The sequence below is a fragment of the Sphingomonas sp. genome (assembly GCF_036269755.1).
Lineage (GTDB): Bacteria > Pseudomonadota > Alphaproteobacteria > Sphingomonadales > Sphingomonadaceae > Sphingomonas.
This window is the reverse complement of the sequence record NZ_DATBDV010000006.1, coordinates 1-17,951: the sequence shown is the minus strand read 5'-3', so window position 1 is coordinate 17,951 and position 17,951 is coordinate 1. Positions and strand designations below refer to the sequence as shown.

15 protein-coding genes and 1 pseudogene are annotated in these 17,951 nt (G+C 65.7%); 4 read left to right on the top strand and 12 right to left on the bottom strand.

All coding sequences use genetic code 11. The annotated features are described in order from the left end of the window. Positions 1-6: 6 nt before the first annotated feature. Positions 7-1,854 (bottom strand): non-ribosomal peptide synthetase, encoded by a 1,848-nt coding sequence (locus VH326_RS06060; protein ID WP_329630908.1) that lies wholly within the window; start codon positions 1,852-1,854, stop codon positions 7-9. A 216-nt stretch (positions 1,855-2,070) separates the two neighbouring features. Here VH326_RS06060 and VH326_RS06055 point away from each other — a divergent pair, with 216 nt between their 5' ends. Next, positions 2,071-4,347 carry an FdhF/YdeP family oxidoreductase gene (locus VH326_RS06055; protein WP_329630907.1) on the top strand — a complete coding sequence of 759 codons (2,277 nt, stop codon included), beginning with the start codon at positions 2,071-2,073 and terminating at the stop codon, positions 4,345-4,347. 12 nt (positions 4,348-4,359) lie between these two features. Here VH326_RS06055 and VH326_RS06050 read toward each other — a convergent pair whose 3' ends face one another. Further along, positions 4,360-5,532: a nucleotidyltransferase family protein gene (locus VH326_RS06050; protein WP_329630906.1), complete on the bottom strand. Its 1,173-nt coding sequence runs from the start codon at positions 5,530-5,532 to the stop codon at positions 4,360-4,362. A gap of 53 nt (positions 5,533-5,585) precedes the next feature. Then, positions 5,586-5,978: a lasso peptide biosynthesis B2 protein gene (locus VH326_RS06045; RefSeq protein ID WP_329630905.1), complete on the bottom strand. Its 393-nt coding sequence runs from the start codon at positions 5,976-5,978 to the stop codon at positions 5,586-5,588. Between the two features lie 132 nt (positions 5,979-6,110). Here VH326_RS06045 and VH326_RS06040 point away from each other — a divergent pair, with 132 nt between their 5' ends. Then, positions 6,111-6,413: a PqqD family protein gene (locus VH326_RS06040; RefSeq protein ID WP_329630904.1), complete on the top strand. Its 303-nt coding sequence runs from the start codon at positions 6,111-6,113 to the stop codon at positions 6,411-6,413. Here VH326_RS06040 and VH326_RS06035 read toward each other — a convergent pair. After that, the gene (locus VH326_RS06035; RefSeq protein WP_329630903.1) at positions 6,385-7,317 is read right to left on the bottom strand and encodes a hypothetical protein; all 933 of its coding nucleotides are present in this window, start codon (positions 7,315-7,317) and stop codon (positions 6,385-6,387) included. The genes VH326_RS06040 and VH326_RS06035 overlap by 29 nt on opposite strands. Positions 7,318-7,428: 111 nt before the next feature. On the opposite strand from VH326_RS06035, the gene VH326_RS06030 reads away from it, so the two are divergent. Continuing rightward, positions 7,429-9,369, top strand: coding sequence for an asparagine synthetase B family protein (locus VH326_RS06030; protein WP_329630902.1), 1,941 nt, complete (start codon positions 7,429-7,431; stop codon positions 9,367-9,369). A 402-nt stretch (positions 9,370-9,771) separates the two neighbouring features. On the opposite strand, the gene VH326_RS06025 is transcribed toward VH326_RS06030, so the two are convergent. From VH326_RS06025 to VH326_RS06010, 4 genes are all read right to left on the bottom strand, one after another. Next, a complete protein-coding gene (locus VH326_RS06025; protein ID WP_329630901.1) occupies positions 9,772-10,767 on the bottom strand; it encodes a hypothetical protein in 996 nt (331 codons plus the stop codon). Positions 10,768-11,093: 326 nt separating this feature from the next. Beyond that, a complete protein-coding gene (locus tag VH326_RS06020) occupies positions 11,094-11,675 on the bottom strand; it encodes a TetR/AcrR family transcriptional regulator (RefSeq protein WP_329630900.1) in 582 nt (193 codons plus the stop codon). Next, complete coding sequence (locus VH326_RS06015; protein ID WP_329630899.1) at positions 11,675-13,369, bottom strand: sulfatase-like hydrolase/transferase; 1,695 nt, start codon at positions 13,367-13,369, stop codon at positions 11,675-11,677. The genes VH326_RS06020 and VH326_RS06015 overlap by 1 nt, the downstream gene beginning before the upstream one ends. Beyond that, positions 13,366-13,752 (bottom strand): hypothetical protein, encoded by a 387-nt coding sequence (locus VH326_RS06010; protein WP_329630898.1) that lies wholly within the window; start codon positions 13,750-13,752, stop codon positions 13,366-13,368. The genes VH326_RS06015 and VH326_RS06010 overlap by 4 nt, the downstream gene beginning before the upstream one ends. A 145-nt stretch (positions 13,753-13,897) precedes the next feature. Here VH326_RS06010 and VH326_RS06005 point away from each other — a divergent pair, with 145 nt between their 5' ends. Next, positions 13,898-14,950 (top strand): MBL fold metallo-hydrolase, encoded by a 1,053-nt coding sequence (locus VH326_RS06005; protein ID WP_329631004.1) that lies wholly within the window; start codon positions 13,898-13,900, stop codon positions 14,948-14,950. Here VH326_RS06005 and VH326_RS06000 read toward each other — a convergent pair whose 3' ends face one another. From VH326_RS06000 to VH326_RS05985, 4 genes and pseudogenes are all read right to left on the bottom strand, one after another. Then, a complete protein-coding gene (locus tag VH326_RS06000; protein ID WP_329630897.1) occupies positions 14,951-15,364 on the bottom strand; it encodes a DUF1330 domain-containing protein in 414 nt (137 codons plus the stop codon). Then, complete coding sequence (locus VH326_RS05995) at positions 15,361-16,278, bottom strand: haloalkane dehalogenase (RefSeq protein WP_329630896.1); 918 nt, start codon at positions 16,276-16,278, stop codon at positions 15,361-15,363. Before VH326_RS05995 ends, VH326_RS06000 begins: the two co-directional genes overlap by 4 nt. A gap of 62 nt (positions 16,279-16,340) precedes the next feature. Further along, complete coding sequence (locus VH326_RS05990; protein WP_329630895.1) at positions 16,341-17,135, bottom strand: SUMF1/EgtB/PvdO family nonheme iron enzyme; 795 nt, start codon at positions 17,133-17,135, stop codon at positions 16,341-16,343. 470 nt (positions 17,136-17,605) lie between these two features. Continuing rightward, positions 17,606-17,951: pseudogene (locus tag VH326_RS05985) on the bottom strand (hypothetical protein); the annotation flags it as partial.

Here is a 17,951-nt window from a genome sequence, read left to right as displayed (position 1 = left end):
TGCGTCCTATTCGGCGGCGCGCGCTTGCGCTTCGTCGTCGCTCATTTCATCGATCATGCGCAGGAAGATTTCCTCGATCCGCGCCGCGAGCTGACGGATCGTCGGCGCCTGGAACAGGTCGCGCAGCGTCAGGTCGATGCCGAACGCTTCGCCGGCGCGCAGCACGACTTGGGTGCCGAGCAGCGAATGCCCGCCGAGCAGGAAGAAATTGTCGTCGATCCCGACATTGCCGCGGCCGAGCACCGCGGTCAGGATCTCGACCAGCCGTTCCTCCGCCGCGGTCTGCGCGGTGGCGAACCCGGCCGACGCCAGCGCATTGTCGTCCGACGGTTCGGGCAGCGCCTTCTTGTCGAGCTTTCCGTTGGCGGTGAGCGGCAGCGCGTCGATCCGCACGAATGCGGATGGGATCATATATTCGGGAAGCGTATTGGCGAGGTGATCGCGCAGATCCTCGGCGGTGACGGTGTCGCTGGCGACGACATAGCCGACCAGCATGTCGCTGCCATCGGCGGCCGGCGCCGCGATCACCGCGGCGGCGCGGACCGCGGGATGCTCGCGCAGCACATGCGCGGTTTCCTCGGGCTCGACGCGATGGCCGCGCACCTTGGCCTGGTCATCGACCCGGCCATGGAACGCGATCTGCCCGTCCGGTCGCCACGATCCGCGGTCGCCGGTGCGATAGCAGCGCTCCCCGGCGATCGTCACGAACTTCTCGGCGGTCATCGCCGGCAGGTGGCGGTAACCACGCGCGACCGACGGCCCGCCGATGAAGATTTCGCCCTGCTCGCCGGTTGCGACCGGCTGGCCTTCGGCGCCGAGGATGTGGATCGTCGTCGCGCCGATCGGGCGGCCGATTGCCGGGATACCCTTCTCTACCGCTTCGGGCGGCACGACTTCGGACGCCGCGACCACGGTGCATTCGGTCGGACCGTAATTGTTGACCAGCGCGAACGGCAACCCCGCGCGGGGACGCCCGAGCAGACGGTCGGCGCCGGTCAGCAGGTAGCGCAACTTGGCGCCGCTCGCCCAATCGTCGCGGATCAGCTCCTGCGCCAGCGCGGTGGGAACGAACGCGACGGTGACGCCCTGAACGATCAGCCAGGCGCGCAGCTTGGTGTCGGAGGTGCGGACCTCATCGGGCGCGAGCACGACCGAGGCACCGGCGCAGAGATACGGCCAGACTTCCCAGATCGAGGCGTCGAACCCGAGCCCGGCAAGGTGACTGCCGCGATCGTCGGCGGTCACGCCGAACGCGTGGTTATGCCACGCGATCAGATGCGCGAGGTTGCCGTGGCTCACCTCGACGCCCTTGGGCTTGCCGGTCGTGCCCGAGGTGTAAATCACATAGGCCAAGCCCTCCGCATCGACCGGCGTCGCGGACGCTTCCTCGGCGGCGGGCAAGGTGTTCCAGTCGAGCGCGACGACCGGGGTATCGACCCCCGCCAGCCGCTCGACCACCTCATTGCGGCCGACCACGACCGCGCACGCGGCATCCTCGACGATCATCCGCAAGCGGCCGTCGGGCCAGGATGGATCGAGCGGCAGATAGGCGCCGCCCGCTTTCCATATGCCCAGCGCGACCGTCAGCTGGTCAAACGACCGCTCCATGCAAATACCGACCAGGCTTTCCGCGCCGACGCCCTTGGTTCGCAGCCACGCCGCAACGCGGTCCGCGCGGTCGAGCAACTCGCCATAGCTGAGCGTCCCGCAGGGCGCTATCAATGCGGTCCGGTCGGGATGCGCGCGCGCCACGCGCGTGATCGCATCGGCGGGAACACCCGCTGCACTGGGAACAAAGGCGAACGCTTCGGACGACGCCCGAGCTTGGGAAGATTGGCTGGTCATGAGCGCCATCAAACAACATATTCGTTTGATTTCGCTTAAAACGGAGCGCGATCGCGCAAAAAGGTAGCTGGGGCCGCAGGCGGACTCGTCAATGTCGACCAGCGATCGCGAGCTAATTTTTCCGCCGGGGAGCCCCTGAAGGATCGCGTAGCCGGTGCAAGCGTTCGCAAATGACAGCCGCCGGCGCTAAGCTTGGACGGCTGGCGACGAGGCGAAGGAATTGCGATGACCGACGAAGACGAGACGGTCCACTATAACGGTGCCGAAGGTGGCTGGGGCTCGCTGCGCGGTATCGCCGAGACGGCGTTGCGCGAGCGGCCGACGCTCGGCGCACTCAACACGCTGCGCCGGCAGAACAAGGTCAAGGGGTTCATGTGCGTGTCGTGCGCCTGGACCAAGCCGGCGCACCCGCATGCGTTCGAATTTTGCGAGAACGGCGCCAAGGCGACCTTGTGGGAGCTGACGACGCGGCGCTGCACCCCCGAATTCTTCGCCGAGCACACCGTCACCGAGCTCAAGACGTGGAAGGACCACGACCTCGAACAGCAGGGACGGCTGACGCACCCGATGCGGGTCGACCATGCCAGCGACACCTACGTCCCCTGTCCGTGGGAGGAAGCGTTCGAGGGCATAGGCCGCGAGTTGAAGGCGATCGATCCGGGGGCGGCGGTATTCTACGCCTCGGGCCGCGCCAGCCTCGAGACGAGTTACCTCTACGCGCTGTTCGCTCGGCTCTATGGCCACAACAACCTGCCCGACAGCTCGAACATGTGCCACGAGACGACCTCGGTCGCGCTCAAGAAGGTGATCGGCTCTCCGGTCGGCACTTGCGTGCTGAGCGACTTTCATCTGTGCGACGCGATGTTCTTCTTCGGGCAAAATCCCGGCACCAACAGCCCGCGGCTGCTTCATCCGCTGCAGGAAGCGGTGCGGCGCGGGGTCAAGATCGTCACCTTTAACCCGATCCGCGAAAAGGGTCTCGAGGTCTTCAAGAACCCGCAAAGCCCGACCGAAATGCTGACGCCGAAAGAGACTCAAATCTCGACGCTCTATCTTCAGGTCAAATCGGGCGGCGACATCGCGGCGATCATGGGGATGATCAAATACGTTCTCGCCGCCGAGGAGAAGAAGTGGGCGGAAGAGAAGCTCCACGTCCTAGACGTGGACTTCATCAAGCAACACACGGTCGGGTTCGAAGAGATCAAGGCCAAGGCGGACGCGGCGAGCTGGGACGAGATCGAGCGCGAGAGCGGCCTCGCCCGCGCGGACATCGAGGCTGCAGCACAAATCTATGTCGAATCGCACCGCGCGATCTGCCTGTACGGTATGGGGCTGACCCAGCACGTCCACGGCTTCGACAATCTCGCGATGCTGACCAATTTGTGGCTGCTCAAGGGAAATATCGGCCGCGACGGTGCCGGCATCTCGCCGGTGCGCGGCCATTCGAACGTGCAGGGCCAGCGCACCGTCGGCATCTCCGAAAAGCCGGAGCTCGTCCCGCTCGACAAGATCGCCGAGCAATTCGGGTTCGAGCCGCCGCGCGAAGAGGGAATGAACACCGTCAAGGCGTGCGAGAACATCCTGTCGGGCGCGGTCAAGGCGTTCATCGGGCTGGGCGGCAATTTCGTCCGCGCGATCCCCGAGCGCGAGAAGATGGAAGCGGCGTGGACGAAATTGCGGCTGACCGTCCAGATCGCGACCAAGCTCAACCGCAGCCATTTGATCAACGGCGAGGTCGCCTACCTCCTCCCCTGCCTCGGCCGCTCGGAGCACGATGTCCAGGCGAGCGGCGAGCAAGCGGTCACGATGGAGGATTCGCTGTCGTGCATTCACGGCTCGCTCGGCAAGAATAAGCCGGCGTCGAAGGATCTGAAGTCGGAAGTCGCGATCGTCGCGGGCATGGCCAAGGCGACGTTGCCGCCCAACCCCAAGGTCGATTGGGACGGCTGGACCGGCGACTATGCCAGGATCCGCGACTTGATCGAGGAAACCTACCCCGATCAGTTCCACGACTTCAATGCGCGCGTGTTTACCCCCGGTGGCTTCTATCGCGGCAATCCGGCGCGCGAGCGCGTGTGGAAGACCAAGAGCGGCAAGGCGCAGTTCACCGTGCCCAAATCGATGCGCTCGATCGGATTTTCGGACAAGGAAGGCCGCTATCGCCTCATTACGCTTCGGTCGAACGACCAGTTCAACACGACAATCTACGGCTATTCGGACCGCTTGCGCGGGATCGAGGGAACACGCGAGGTGGTGCTGATGAACCCCGAGGACATCGCCGCGGCGGGGCTGACCAAGGGCCAGGTCGTCGCGCTGGCGAGCGATGCGGACGACGGGGTCGATCGACAGGTCGGTGGCTTGGCCGTCACGCCGTTCCTGCTCCCGCGCGGCTGCATCGGCGGGTACTTTCCCGAGCTGAATCCGCTGGTTCCGCTCTGGTACCACGACGAGGAATCGAAAACGCCGGCCGCCAAGGGCGTGCCGGTGCGGATCGTCGCCTAGACGCGCGGGAGGCTAGGCTGCGGGGGCGTCATCAGCCGAGCTTTTGGCGAACAAGGCCGCGACCCGCCGTCCGATCAAAAGGGGGAACCGCAAGGCCGGGTACAGGAAGTGAAGCGGTCGCGGGAGCGGAACCCTGACGACGTCAATCACCGAGACGCTCCACCGCCAGAGCTCGGACAGCAGATAGCCGTGTGCCGCGGCGAGCAGCATGTGCAGCATGAATGTGCGACGCGCACCCGGCATCGACCGCGGCCGATCGAGATTGGAAAGGCTCAAGGATCGCAGCCTTCGCAACGTCCAGTTGCCACTTACGCGAGCGAGTATTTCGGCCGGGACCGGGCGCCCGAACAGCTGGGCATAGAGCGATAGTGCAAGCGCCGTTGCCGGACCGACGCCCAAGCTTTCGGAATGACGATAAAGCCTTACAAGATCGTCCTCCCCTGCGGGGTTGAGGAGCGCGTCGATGTCCGTCAGCCATTTCAGGCGATACCAGCCGCTTCGCGCCCCGTGCATGCAGAGATACGCGAACGAGTCGTCGGGATGGAACGTCCTGATCGCGACGTCGCCGATCCGGGTCCATTCCTTGCTCGCCGACCGGGCCAGCGTTGCGAGCGGTAGGAGCCGCCTGTTGTCGCTAAGCTGCCAGTGCGGTTCGATCTGAATGTGCCGGTCGCGATGGATCATGACGATCTCCATCGCGAACTGCAGCAGCCCGCGCCACTGCCGCGGGCTGAGCGGCGACGGCAGATCGAACAGCGCGTAACCGTCTTGCTCGAGCAGCGCGACGCATCGTTCGACGTCGCCCGGCGAAACGACGAAATCCACGTCCTTGCCGTGCCGGATCGCGAAAGTACCGTAGACCTGCTGCGCCAGCGTCGCGCCCTTGAAGAAGATCGCGTCCACACCGGCTTCGTCGAACAGCCGCTGAAGCCGCACCGTCTCCAGCGCCATCGCCATGTTCTCGCGCGCGATCGTCGCGGCAGCGCCCGCGATCGACTGACGCGGGGTAACAGGGACGACGATCTGCGGTTGGCGTTTGAGCCCGGCATGCACCAGCCCGGCCACCCGATGGCGCGCCACCAGGTGCTCGAACGCGTTCCAGTCGGCGATGCGCCTCGCGAGCGCGGCGGCGTCCGCCGAGCCATCGGGCGTTGCTTGCGAACAGAGAAGGCACAGAAAGCGCATTGCCGCGTTCCTGTCCGTCGCCTTTCCCCGCAAGCCAGGCGCGCCGGGCATCGTCATTCCGCACAAATCGCTTGCGCAGGAAACGTCGCGACCAGCTTGAAATCCGCTTTATTGACGTATCCGACGACGTCGGTGCCCGCCGCGCTCAGCCAGACATGCGCGTGAACTTTGCCCTCGGTCTTGGCAACACCGTAATGCAGCATCGTCGGAACCCCGCGCCGATGCAGCATTGCCCTTGCCGCCAGCGCTTGCGGAAAACAGACGAACCGTATCGGGCTGTGCCGGCCCGCCGCTGCGACCGCCCAGCCGACGCGCCGGGGAATGGCGGCGGAAACCGAGCGGCGTTTGACAAGCGGCGCCGACAGACGTTTCGCCAGCACCGGGAACGGCACGACCAGCAGCGTCAGCCGCGCGACCGCGAGCGACGCGAATGCTTCGGCGGCCAACGCCCAATCCGTGATCCCGTGTCGCCCCACCCGCCCCGTTTGTCGCAGCCGGACGAGTCCCGCAACGGGTTTCCTGCCGCCATGCGCCCGGCCGAACTTGAACGTCGCACCCCGTTATGCTGGAAGCGCGCGATGGATTGGAGCGATACGAGCAACATTCTGGTGCGGCGAGGCGCCGGGCTGATCGAGGCCGAAATGGATGGCGAGATCGTCGGCCTGCATATCGGCAACGGCATGTGCTACGGGTTCAACGCGACCGCGACGCGGACTTGGCAGTTGATCGAGCAGCCCCGGTCGTTCGCGGAGATTTGCGCGGCGTTGGCCGAAGAGTTCGAGGTCGATCCCGCGACGTGCGAGGCGGATGTCCGCGACCTGCTGCAAGACCTGTCGAGCGACGGCATCGTGATTATTTCGGAAAGTGGCGATCCTCGCTGACACGCGCAACTTGCGCGGTGACCAGGCGGACGGTCTCGTCGATCCGATCGGCGCGCCAGGGACGACGAAGCAGGAAAATCGGAACGTCGCGGACTAGCGCTTGGCATTGCGCGAAATGGTCCGCCGGACTGCCGACAAGGGGCACGTACGCGCCGCGGTAGGTGTTGACGGCGAGTGCGCGGATTGCCGCGGCGCCCGTGATCGGCGCGATTTCGGGGGGAGCATCGCCTTCATCCGGCTCGGCGAGCACGTAGATCGCGGCGAGCGGCAGCGGCGTATCGGCGTAGGTCTCGCCGATCTGCAGGACATATTTCTCCACCCCGGCATAAGCAACATCCAGGCCAGCGGCGTCTCGACCGCTGCGTTCGACCGCATCGCGCCATAACCGCACGCGCGGGATTCCGGGTTGGGCGCACTGGCCGCCGTCGGGGCCCTCGGTCACGACACAGATATCGTCCGACAGGAGCGCGCAGCCGTGGTCGTGGAACGCGGCGGCGAGCGTCGACTTGCCCGCCCCCGACCGGCCGATAAAGGCGATCGCCCTGCCCCCGACGTCGATCGCATTGGCGTGGAGCGGCAGCATCCCCCGCTGGTGCAACAACGCTCCCATCGCAGAGCCAAGCAGGAACAGTCGGATATTCGCGGCCGGTGCGCCGGGCTCGGGATCGATTTGGATCGATGTGCCGCCGCGCACGCGATAGCGACCCGCACCAACGACCGGCAGGACGGCAGCGTCGTCGACGAGGTTGAGCCCGACCTCCGACAATTGCGCCGGCATCGGCACCTCACCGATCGTAATCGTTACGTCCGGGCGCGACTCCGTCACTTCGCGCAAGTCGGGTAATTCGATCGCCGACGCCAGCGTCAGGCCGAACAATCGATAATGGCGGACCTCGCTCGGCATCCGCCGTCCCTAGCCATCGTGGATCGAATCGAAAAGCGGCTTGCATGGCGCGGCGCGCGATGCGACTTCGAAGCCTTCCGCCGAGTTGGGCGTTTGGGGGACGGACAGGCAATGACCGCCTTGGCGGCGATCTGGAACATCGACGGCCGGCCCGACGCGCTTGCCGATTGCGGCCGCATCATGGCCGCACAACGCATGTACGGGCCACACGGCAACGTCGATTGGGACGATGGCGCGATCGCGCTGGGCTGCTGCCGCTATCAATTGCTCGCGGAGGACCGGTACGACCGCCAGCCGCTGGTCGGCGGTGGCGGACGCTTCGTCCTCGTCGCGGACGTGCGTCTCGACAATCGCGACGACCTGGCGAGCGCGCTGGCGATCGATCCGCAAGACTCCGTGATGCTGCCCGATTCCGCGTTCCTGCTCCGCGCCTGGGAGCGCTGGGGCAGCGCATTGTTCGAGCATATCGCGGGCGATTATGCGTTCGTGTTATGGGACTCGGCCGAGCAGCAGTTGGTGCTCGCCCGCGACCATATCGGCGGCCGAGCGCTCCATTATCACTTGGCGGACGGGTTCGTGGCGGTTGCGTCGATGCCCAAGGGACTGCACGCGCTCGAGCGGGTTCCGCGCGCGCCGGACGCGGTGCGCAATGCGGAATTCCTCGCGCTGCTGCCGGAATACGGCCCGCGCAGCTTTTACGAAGGCGTCAGTCGGGTCGAGGCGGGGCAGATCGTCACGGTCTCGCGCTCCGGCGTGGCAACGACGCGCCATTGGGAGCCTTCGCCCGGACTGTTGAAGCTCGGCAGGCCGACGGATTATGCCGAAGCGCTCCGCGAACAGCTCGACCGCGCGATTGCGGCGCGTCTGCGCGGGACTAACGGCCTTGTCGCCACGCATTTGAGCGGCGGGCTCGATAGCGGGGCGACGACCGCGACGGCGGCGCGGCTCATGGCGCAAAGCGGGGGTCGGGTGCTCGCGTTCACTTCGGCACCGCGGGCGGGCTATGACGGCTTCGTTCCCGCCAATCGCATCGGCGACGAAAGCGCGCTCGCCGCGGCGACCGCCGGGCTCTATCCCAATGTCGAGCATGTCACGGTCAGGACCGGTGCGCGGACGATGCTCGACGATCTCGACCGCGACTTCTACCTGTTCGACCGACCGCTGTTGAACAGCGACATTCAGCATTGGTGGAACGCGATCAACGGCGCGGCGCAGAAGCGCGGCGCGGGGGTCGTGCTCTCGGCAACGATGGGCAACGCGACCTTCAGCTATGCGGGGCTGGAGCTGTTCGCCGAGCAGGCCGCCAAGCTGCACTGGCTTCGCTTGTGGCAAACCGCGCGGGCGACGATGCGCGAGACGGGCATGCGCGCGGGGGGCGCCTTAGTCCAGGCGTTCGGGCCTTGGCTTCCCGATGCCATGTGGCGCGCGCTCAATCGGGCCAAGAACCACCCCGTCCCGGACGTGTCGGTCTACACCGCGAGCAACATGCGCCGCTTCAACGAACTGGGGATCGAGCGACGCGCGCGCGAGCATGCGCTCGACCTGTCGTATCGGCCGCGGCGGAACGGGTTCGAGACGCGTCTGTGGATCCTGCGGCGAGTTGATTTCGGCAATAACCAGAAGGGCGCACTCGCCGGCTGGGGGACCGACATTCGCGACGTCAGCACCGATCGGCGGCTGATCGAGTTCTGCCTTTCGGTGCCGATGGAGATGTTCCTGCGCGACGGGCGGCCACGCGCACTCGCGCTCGATGCGCTGGCCGATCGCTTGCCGCCAGCCGTGTTGTCGGAACGAAGACGCGGAGCACAATCCATCGATTGGCACGAAGGCCTGACCGCGGCGCGCGAACACTTGCGCGACGAGGTATCCCGATTGGCGGACGTGCCCGCCGCGGCGACCGCGCTGGACGTCGAGCGTATGTTGCGCCTGATCGAGCAGTGGCCGGACGGCGGATGGAACCGGCCCGACATCGACATGCCGTATCGTCAGGCGCTCGCGCGCGGCGTCACCAGCGGCCATTTCATGCGCAAGGCTTCAGGCAGCAACGCGTGAGCTGCGTCCGCGAATGTGCGGCTCGTCCGGAAGCGGATGCGCAATTAATCCTTGGCAGCACGGCAGATCGAATGTTATGTCCGTTTCGAGTTCGAATTTAACAGGGGACGAACGCATGACCAATGAGCCTAAGCGGGACGTAAGCACTCGCAATCCTGCACCGCGTCCCACCTGGGAACGTCCGGCGGTGGATCGTTTCCTGGCTGGAAGCGCGGAAACGTCAGGCGGTTTCACCAACGAAGCCAGCCTTTCGTAGTCACGATCGGTCAGGGCGGTATCGCCCTTACGAGAAAGCCCGGCGACTGGCTTGGTCGCCGGGCTTTTCTTTTGTCCGGCACGCTGCGACGTCGCAGGGCCGCGGACCGGTAGGGCGCCGGGCTGGGGAGCCCGGCGCCCGGTCGATCACTGCTTCGGGAGCGTCGAACTGAACGTGCCGTCGGTGGTATTGCCGAACAGCAGGTTGTCCCCGTAGCTAAGCAAGAAACCGCCCGCCGCAGACTGAACGCCGGTGCCGTTGATGTTTATCACGTCGTCCGACAACCGGTTCTGCGCGCTCGAGCCGTTGCTGAGGACGCCGTACAGCGTATTCTGCGAGGACGTGCTATGCACGGTCGTCACCATGACGCTGCGCGTCGATGGTGGCGAGATCGCACCCACCCCGGCGTTGTTATTCGAAATCTCACTGCCGCGAATTTCGGTGTAGAGCGCCGTACCGGCGGTCAGCCCGACAGCGCTCGTCAAAACGCCAGTTCCGCCATTGTTGAAAATGCGGCTGTTGGTAATCGTTGCCTTCGAACTGCCGCTGCCGGTCGGCTGGATGACGATACCGCCGCCCGCAGTGCCGTTGCCGTTGCCCGTGACCGAGACGTTATCAACCAACAGCTTCGCCGTCGTGCTCGGCGTGAAGGCGATGCCGGTGCCGTTGGTGGCGTCGCGAAAGTTGCGGATGGTGCTGTTGCGCACAACCAGCGACGCACCCGAGATGAACCATACCCCGCGAATCCCTGACCCTGAGGTCGTGAACCCGAGTCCTTCCAGATCCAGCCCGCTGAGCGTCACCTGAGCCGTGCCAGCGCCGCCATCGTTGATGACGATGCCGTTGGTGCCCGAGACAAGCACGCCGGCCTCAGTCTCGTCGCACAGGATCGTGATCGACTTGTTGATCGTCACCGCACCGAAACCACCCGCGTCGATGCAGTTGATCTCGCCGCCCGCGGCGGTCTTCGAGATCGAACCGGCAAAGGTCTTGCACGGCGCGGTACGGCTGCAGGGATTGGCGTCGTCGCCAGTCCCGGAAACCCATGTCCGAGTCGCTTGCGCCGAAGCGGGCGACGCGAACGCAACGGTGCCCGCCAGCGCGAAGCCAGCGGTGTAAAGCAGCTTGATCGAACTTTTCATGATACCCCCTGATGGTAAACCGGTGCGACACCATAAGCCGTTTGTGGCCGGAGTGGAAGCACTCCCGGAGGCGATTTCGTTCGAGGTCGCGAATTGTAGCTTGCTTTTAAGCGTCTGAATTTGCGTCAAAGTTTAATACTTGCTGTCCGTGCGGAAAAAATTTGGGACAGGCTTGGCGGGAATCGCGTGCGACGCGACTCGCAGTGTAATCAACGGGGTGGCGGAATCGCGCTCGCCGGCTGTCTCGAGACTTGCCATGCGGAGCCAAGTAATTGCCAAACTTCGCTTAACCGGCGTGACGTCGGCAACCTCTCTATAGCGAGAGCTCAGGACTCCTCCGCTAGGCGCAGAATCTCCGCGCTGACGATCCGGTGCGCCTGGTCGCTTTCCAGCTGCTGCTCGCCGCGCAGCCGCTGCCAGACCTCGAAGCTGAGCATCAGGTCGATCAGCTCGAAACGCGTCGGATCCTCGACGATCGACCGCGGCAGGAACGAGTGCAGGCGCTGCCGCATGATTCCCAGCACGCGCGCATATTGATTCTGCATCGACGGCGACATGTGACGGTGCGCGTCGCCGGCGCACTTGAACGGCAGCAGGCGTTCGTAAGTCGCGGTGCGGCGCTCGATCACTTCGATCAACTGCTCGCGCCAGTGGCTTGATTCGAACGGGATCAGCCACATCTCATATTGCTCGGCGAGCGTGTGCGTCAGCGCCGCGTAGAGGCTTTCCATGTCGGCGAAGTGGCGGAACACGGTGCGCAGGCCCACCTTGGCGCGCGCCGCGACCTCTTCGGCGCTCGGGGTGATCCGCCCTTCGGCAACGAGCTCAAGCATCGCCGCGACGATCTTGTCACGGCTGGTTTGCGATCGCCGCCGGCGGCCGTCCTGCTGGGCGTCGGATTGGCGCATCAATTGGACCAGTAGATGTAGGTTTCGCCGGGCCGCGGCTTGGTGCCGAGCGGACGGTCGATCGCGATCGGCGAGCGAATCAGCGAGGGCCAGGCCGGCTTTACGCTCTCACGATCGTGCTGCGCGATCAGACCCTTGAGCCGCGCCACCACATCCGGATGGAGCGCGGCAACGTCGCGCCGTTCGGTCGGATCGGCCTTCATATCGTAGAGCAAAGCGACGTGCGGCAGGTCGAGCAATTGCAGCTTCCAGTCGCCATCGCGCACCACCCGGTACGGCCCGCTGCGCCAGAACAAGGTGTTGTGCGGCGTTCCAGTCTTTGCGCCCGTGATGAACGGCAGCAAGTCGACGCCGTCGATCGGCCGGTCGGTTGGCTGCTTTGCCCCCGCCACGTCGCTGGCGGTCGAGAAGATGTCGAAGTGGCTGACCGGTCCGTCGAACCGGCTGCCCGGCTTGATCCGCGCCGGCCAGCGCATGAAGAACGGCACCTTCACGCCGCCTTCGAAGAATGTCGCCTTCCAGCCGCGATATGGCCGATTGATGTCGGGCAGCCCGATATAATGCGCCCCGCCATTGTCGCTGGTGAAGATGACGAGCGTGTTCTGGTCTAGCCGCCGCGCCTTCAGTTCGGCCATTACCTGGCCGATGCCGCGGTCGAGCGCGCGGATCATCGCCGCATAGACTCGCGTGCGGTGGTCGGCGATCTGCGGCAGCGCATCGTAATCCGCCTTCGACGCCTGGAGCGGCGTGTGCGGCGCGTTATAGGCGAGGTAGAGGAAGAACGGCCGGTTGCGGTTGGCGTCGATCGTCGCGACCGCCTGGTCGGTCAGATAGTCGGTCATGTACTTGCTCGGCCGAAATCGGTCGCCGCCATTATATTGCACGCTGAACGGCAAATTGGCCCAGAGAAACTTGTCGATCGGATCGAAATCCTGTTTCGAATTCTCCACGTCGGGGCTGTTTTCGGGCAGATACATCTGGCCGCCGATCATGAAGCCCAAGCTCTCGTCGAAGCCTTGGTCCTCGGGCCGCATGCCCTTGGCATCGCCCAGATGCCACTTGCCGAGATGGACGGTGTGATAGCCGCGGCCGCGCAGCAATTCGGCGATGGTGATCTCGCTCGCCGGCACGCCCTTGTCGGCGGTCGTCGCCGGCTGGCGCGCGGCATCTTCGTCGAAGATCGTCTTGTGTTCCCAATCGGTCTGGAAGCTCGCGATGTTGCGCGCGAAGGTTACATCGGTGCGGATCAGGCTGGAGGGGAACCATGCCGGCGGGTGCGTTTCGGCGGGGGTGAATTCGTAGCCGAAGCGCGTCGGGTAGCGTCCGGTCATCAACGCGGCGCGGCTCGGCGCGCAAGTCGCGTTTCCGGCATAACCGTCTGAAAACGTGACACCATCGCGGCCGATCGCGTCGATGTTCGGAGTCTTGAGCAGCCCGCCGGCGACACCGCCCCCGTTGAAGCTGATATCGTTATAGCCGAGGTCGTCGGCGACGATCAGGACGATATTGGGCGGGCGCTCGTCGACCGGCACCGCGGCGGTCGCCGGGCCCTTCTGCCAATTTACCGGGCGATTGTCATAGACGCGCGGCGCGAGCCAGCCGGGCAGGTGAAGGAACACATAATCCTTCGACAGATATCCTGCGACGCCGAGCGTTGCCACGGCGCCGAGCGTGATCTTGACCCAGCGCTTCATCGCGCCGCCTCGTCTTCAAAATAGCGCCAGCCGAACGCCAGGATGACGATCATCACCGCTTCGGCGATCATCGGCATGAACGCCTTTCCCGGCGCGCCGTCCGCGATCAGGCTGATCACACGCCCGCCGATCGCGACGCCGAGCAGCATCAGCGGCACCAGCAGCGGCGCTCGCCGCGCGCGCCAGGCGGCGATCAACGCGAACGTCCCGCCGGTCACGAAAAAAGCAGTGAAGTCGGCGCGCATCGTCGCCAGCCCCTGCGTGCCGAGCGATGCCAGGAAGAAACGCAGCCCCGCCTGCGCCGGGTCGATCAGGAAGCCAAGCCCGAGCATCAGGTTGAACACCCCGACCAAGGCCACCACGGCGCGTACCCCGCTTCGCATCCTCGTCCCCCCTTAAGTTGGCGCCAGTCTATCACCATTCGCGCCGGGTGCAATGTTTCGGCATTGCTAATGCCACAATATGGCTGCATCGGTGGCGCAAGGGGGCAGAGGAATGCGGGCAAAGTTATTCGGGGCGATTGCCGCAATGGTCGCATTGATCGCGGCCATCGCAGCGTTCCAGCGCCCGATCGGCGCGAAGATCCTCGGCGCGGTGTTTGCCGATCGCGCCGGTCTCGACCGGACACAGGGCTTGCCTGACGGATTGCACGTTGCGCTGTGCGGCACCGGCTCACCGCTTCCCGATCCCAGCCGTGCGGCCGCGTGCACCGTGATCATTGCTGGCAAGCACATCTTCGTCGTCGATGCGGGCGAAGGCGGCGCGCGCAACATCTCGCTGATGGGCATTCCCAACGGTGCGATCGAGGGCGTGTTCTTGACGCACTTCCATTCGGACCATATCGACGGGCTCGGGCCGATGATGCTGCTGCGCTGGACCGGCAACGGCGCCACCAGCCCGCTGCCGATCCATGGGCCGCCTGGCGTCGATCGAGTCGTGGCGGGATACGACGCGGCCTATGCGCTCGATTCGGGCTATCGCACGGCGCATCACGGGCCGGTGATCGCGCCGCCATCGGGCGCTGGCGGCGTTGCCCTGCCCTTCGCCATCCCGCCGCGCGGATCGAACGACCGAGTATTGGTCTACGCCAAGGACGGTCTGCGCGTGACCGCATTTCGCGTCGATCATGGTCCGGTCGATCCGGCGGTCGGCTATCGCTTCGATTATAAGGGTCGATCGGTGGTGATGAGCGGCGACACGACCGCGAGTCCCGCGTTGGTCGCGGCGGCGCGGGGCGTCGACCTGCTGATCCACGAAGGGCTGCAGCCCAAGCTGGTCAAGCTGATGACCGTCGCGCTGACCAGGCGCGGGATCACCGGCACCGCGCAGATCACCCGCGACATATTGAGCTACCACGCGTCGCCCGAAATGGTCGCGCGCGAAGCGCAGACGGCGGGCGTGCGCTATCTGGTGTTCAGCCACATCATCCCACAATTGCCGTCGCGGATGATGTACCCGGCATTCCTCGGCGACGCGCGCAAGCTCTATGATGGGCCGATCATCGTCGGCGAGGACGGGATGATGTTCAGCCTGCCTGCCGGCTCGCGCACGATCGATTTCGACCGGCTGCCCGTCGGCTGATCAGCCGCCGATCGGCTTGGTGCGGATGTTGAGCTGCCCCGCCAGCCCGGCGACGCGGTGCTTCTCGATCGCCTGATATTCCGGCGATTGCACCATCGCCATCATCGCCGCGCGCGATGGATATTGCGCGAGCGCGACCATGTCCCACAGGTCTTCGACCTCGCCGAGCAACAGGTCGGTCACCGCCCCGGCATAAAGCGACTTGCCGCCGACCGCCGCGAGGCACGCCTGCACCGCGGCACCATAGCGGGCATAGGCTTCGCGGCCCGACAGGCTGGGTTCGCTGCCGTCGGGATATTCGGCGCGGTCCTTGAACTTGAGCAGATTGACCATCACGAACGCACCATCTTCGCCGCCGCCGAAGAAGGCTGCCGTCTGCTCGGGTCCGGGGAAGATGGCGTTCGCGTAGTTCACGCCAGCGCTCCCGCGTCGGCGCGAATCAGATCGTCGATCAGTCCGCACAACTCCTCCGGCGCGTCTTCCTGGATGAAGTGCCCGCCGCCGGCGATGATCCGATGCGGCTGCCCGCGCGCGCCTGGAATCCGCTCCATGAACGCCTTCTCGCCCCCGCTGGTGATGGCGTCCTTGTCGCCGAACGCGGTGAGCACCGGCCGCTCGAACGTCTCGAGCACGGCCCATGCGGCGCGGTTCTCGGCGACCGAGGGATGCTTGGGTGTTATCGGCACCAGCTTGGGGAATTGCCGCGCGCCTTCCTTGTGGCGTTCATCGCGGAACGGCGCGTCATAGGCCGCGATCTCGGCCGCGCTCAGCTCGCGCGTGGCGCCGCCATTGACGATCGCGCCGGTCGGGAACAGCGGGACGTTCTGGCTGAACGCCAGCCACGCGTCGAACCCGGCCGACGATCCGGTGCCGACCGGCAGCCCGGTATTCGACACGACCAGCCGCGCGAAGCGATCGGGGAACGCCGCGACCAGCCGCAAGCCGATCAGCCCGCCCCAGTCCTGACAGAACAAGGTGATGTCGTAGAGGTCGAGCGCGGTCAGCCAATCGCTCATCCAGGTGACATGCCGCTCATAGGTGTAATCGTCGCGTGCGGCGGGCTTGTCCGACTTGCCGAACCCGATCAGATCGGGTGCCACCACACGATGGCCGCGCCCGACGAGATTCGGCACGAACCTGCGGTAGAGATACGACCAGCTCGGCTCACCGTGCATCAGCAGGATCGGCGAAGCGTCGCGCGGCCCCTCATCGATATAGTGGATTCGCAGATCGGTCCCGTCGGCATCGGTGACGGTAAGATAATGTGGGGCAAAGGGATAATCAGCGAGATCGGCGAAGCGCTCGTCCGGCGTCCTCAACACATGCATTGCCGCTCTCCCCTCAACGACATTTTTATTGGCACTCATCGTGCCATAATATGGACAGGCCGTCAACGCGGCGCCACGGGCCAATCACTGACGAAGCGCACGCCGATATGGTCGGTGCCCAGCCCGCGCTCCTCGAACTGGCGGGCGGCGGGGCGATAGCGCGCGCAGTAATTCGCCGCACACAGGAACGAGCCCCCCTTGATGAGGCCGGTGTCGCGCCGCCCGCCGGCGTCGCTGGTCCATTCCCACACATTGCCGATCATGTCGTAGAGCCCGTAAGCGTTAGGCTTGAAGCAACCGACCGGCGCGCGGCCGCGAAACCCGTCGAGGCCCAAGTCGCGGATCGGGAACACGCCCTGATAATAGTTTGCCTGCGGCGTCCCGCGCGCATCGACCGGCTCGGGCAGCGCCTTGCCACCGGCCAGCGCGGCATATTCCCACTCCGCCTCGGTCGGAAGCCGCTTGCCCGCCCAGCGGGCATAAGCCGCAGCGTCCGCATAGGCGATCTGCACCACCGGCTCGCTGCCGCGTCCGGCAATTTCGGTCCCTGGCCCCGACGGATGCCGCCATTGCGCCCCGACCGCCCAGCGCCACCAGCGGGGATCGCCTCCGTCCGGCGTCGAGAACACCGCCGATCCGGGTAAGCGCATTTCAGGCGGCGCCCCCGGCGTCGCCGGCGGGTCGCGCTCGGCAATGGTGCGATAGCCGGTCGCCTTCACGAACCGCGCGAACTCGGCGTTGGTCAGTTCGTGCGTGTCGATCCAGAAATTCTTGACCGAAACACGCCGCGGCGGCCCCTCCTCTGGATAGCGCGGGTCGTCGCCCATCGTGAAGCTGCCGCCGGGGATCTCGGCCATCGGCGCGCGAGCAAGGTTCGCACAAGCTCGCAAGGCCTCGTCCGACGCTTCGCTCCGCCCATCGCCCGCGAGCTTCGAACATGCGCCCAGCGGCATGCCCACAGCTAAAAGCAGCGAAGCTAAATGAACGCGCTTGATAAGCCCCCTCGCTTTGCAGCCGCGCGGCGCTTGGCGGGCGCAGCGTCCGCTCGCTTGTCGGGCAGAACCTTGTCGAAAGCCAGCGTCACGAAATGGCTGGTCGTGCGGCCACGCTCGCGAACTCAGCTCCGGTCGAAGCGGCCGCCCTGCCCCCCTTCAGCTTCCGAACGCGAGAGGGCCTTCTGGGATGACGGGTGTGGGTCCGGCTTGGGCGTCGCCGGCACGGATGGCGTGGATGACCGGCGGGGTCCAGGGCTGGCGAGTGTCGGGGGTCGGCGCGGGTGCCGGCGCGGGGTCGGTGGGCATGAGAGCGGTCCCTTATTGTCTGTCGATCACACGATGTGGTCGTAACCGGGTTGCGAGACGTGGTCGAGCATCAGGTGGTGCAGCCCGAACGTGTCGGTATCGTTGCTGGCCGGCGCCGGTTGGCCCGACGACAGCACGTCCATGCTGACCACCAGCATGTCGTTGCTCGTCACGCTGTCGATCGGCAGCACCAGCGCGTTCGGAGCGGGGGCGAGGTGGAAGTCGGCAGCACTCCACGCATAGCTCGATGCCTGGTCGACCTGGATCGAGAGGTCGGCGACCCCGTCGCCGTCGCTGTCGCCCTGGATCAGCCAGGTGCTCCCGGTATAGGTCGCGATGACCTCGCCCGCGCTATGCGTGAACCCGCCGCTG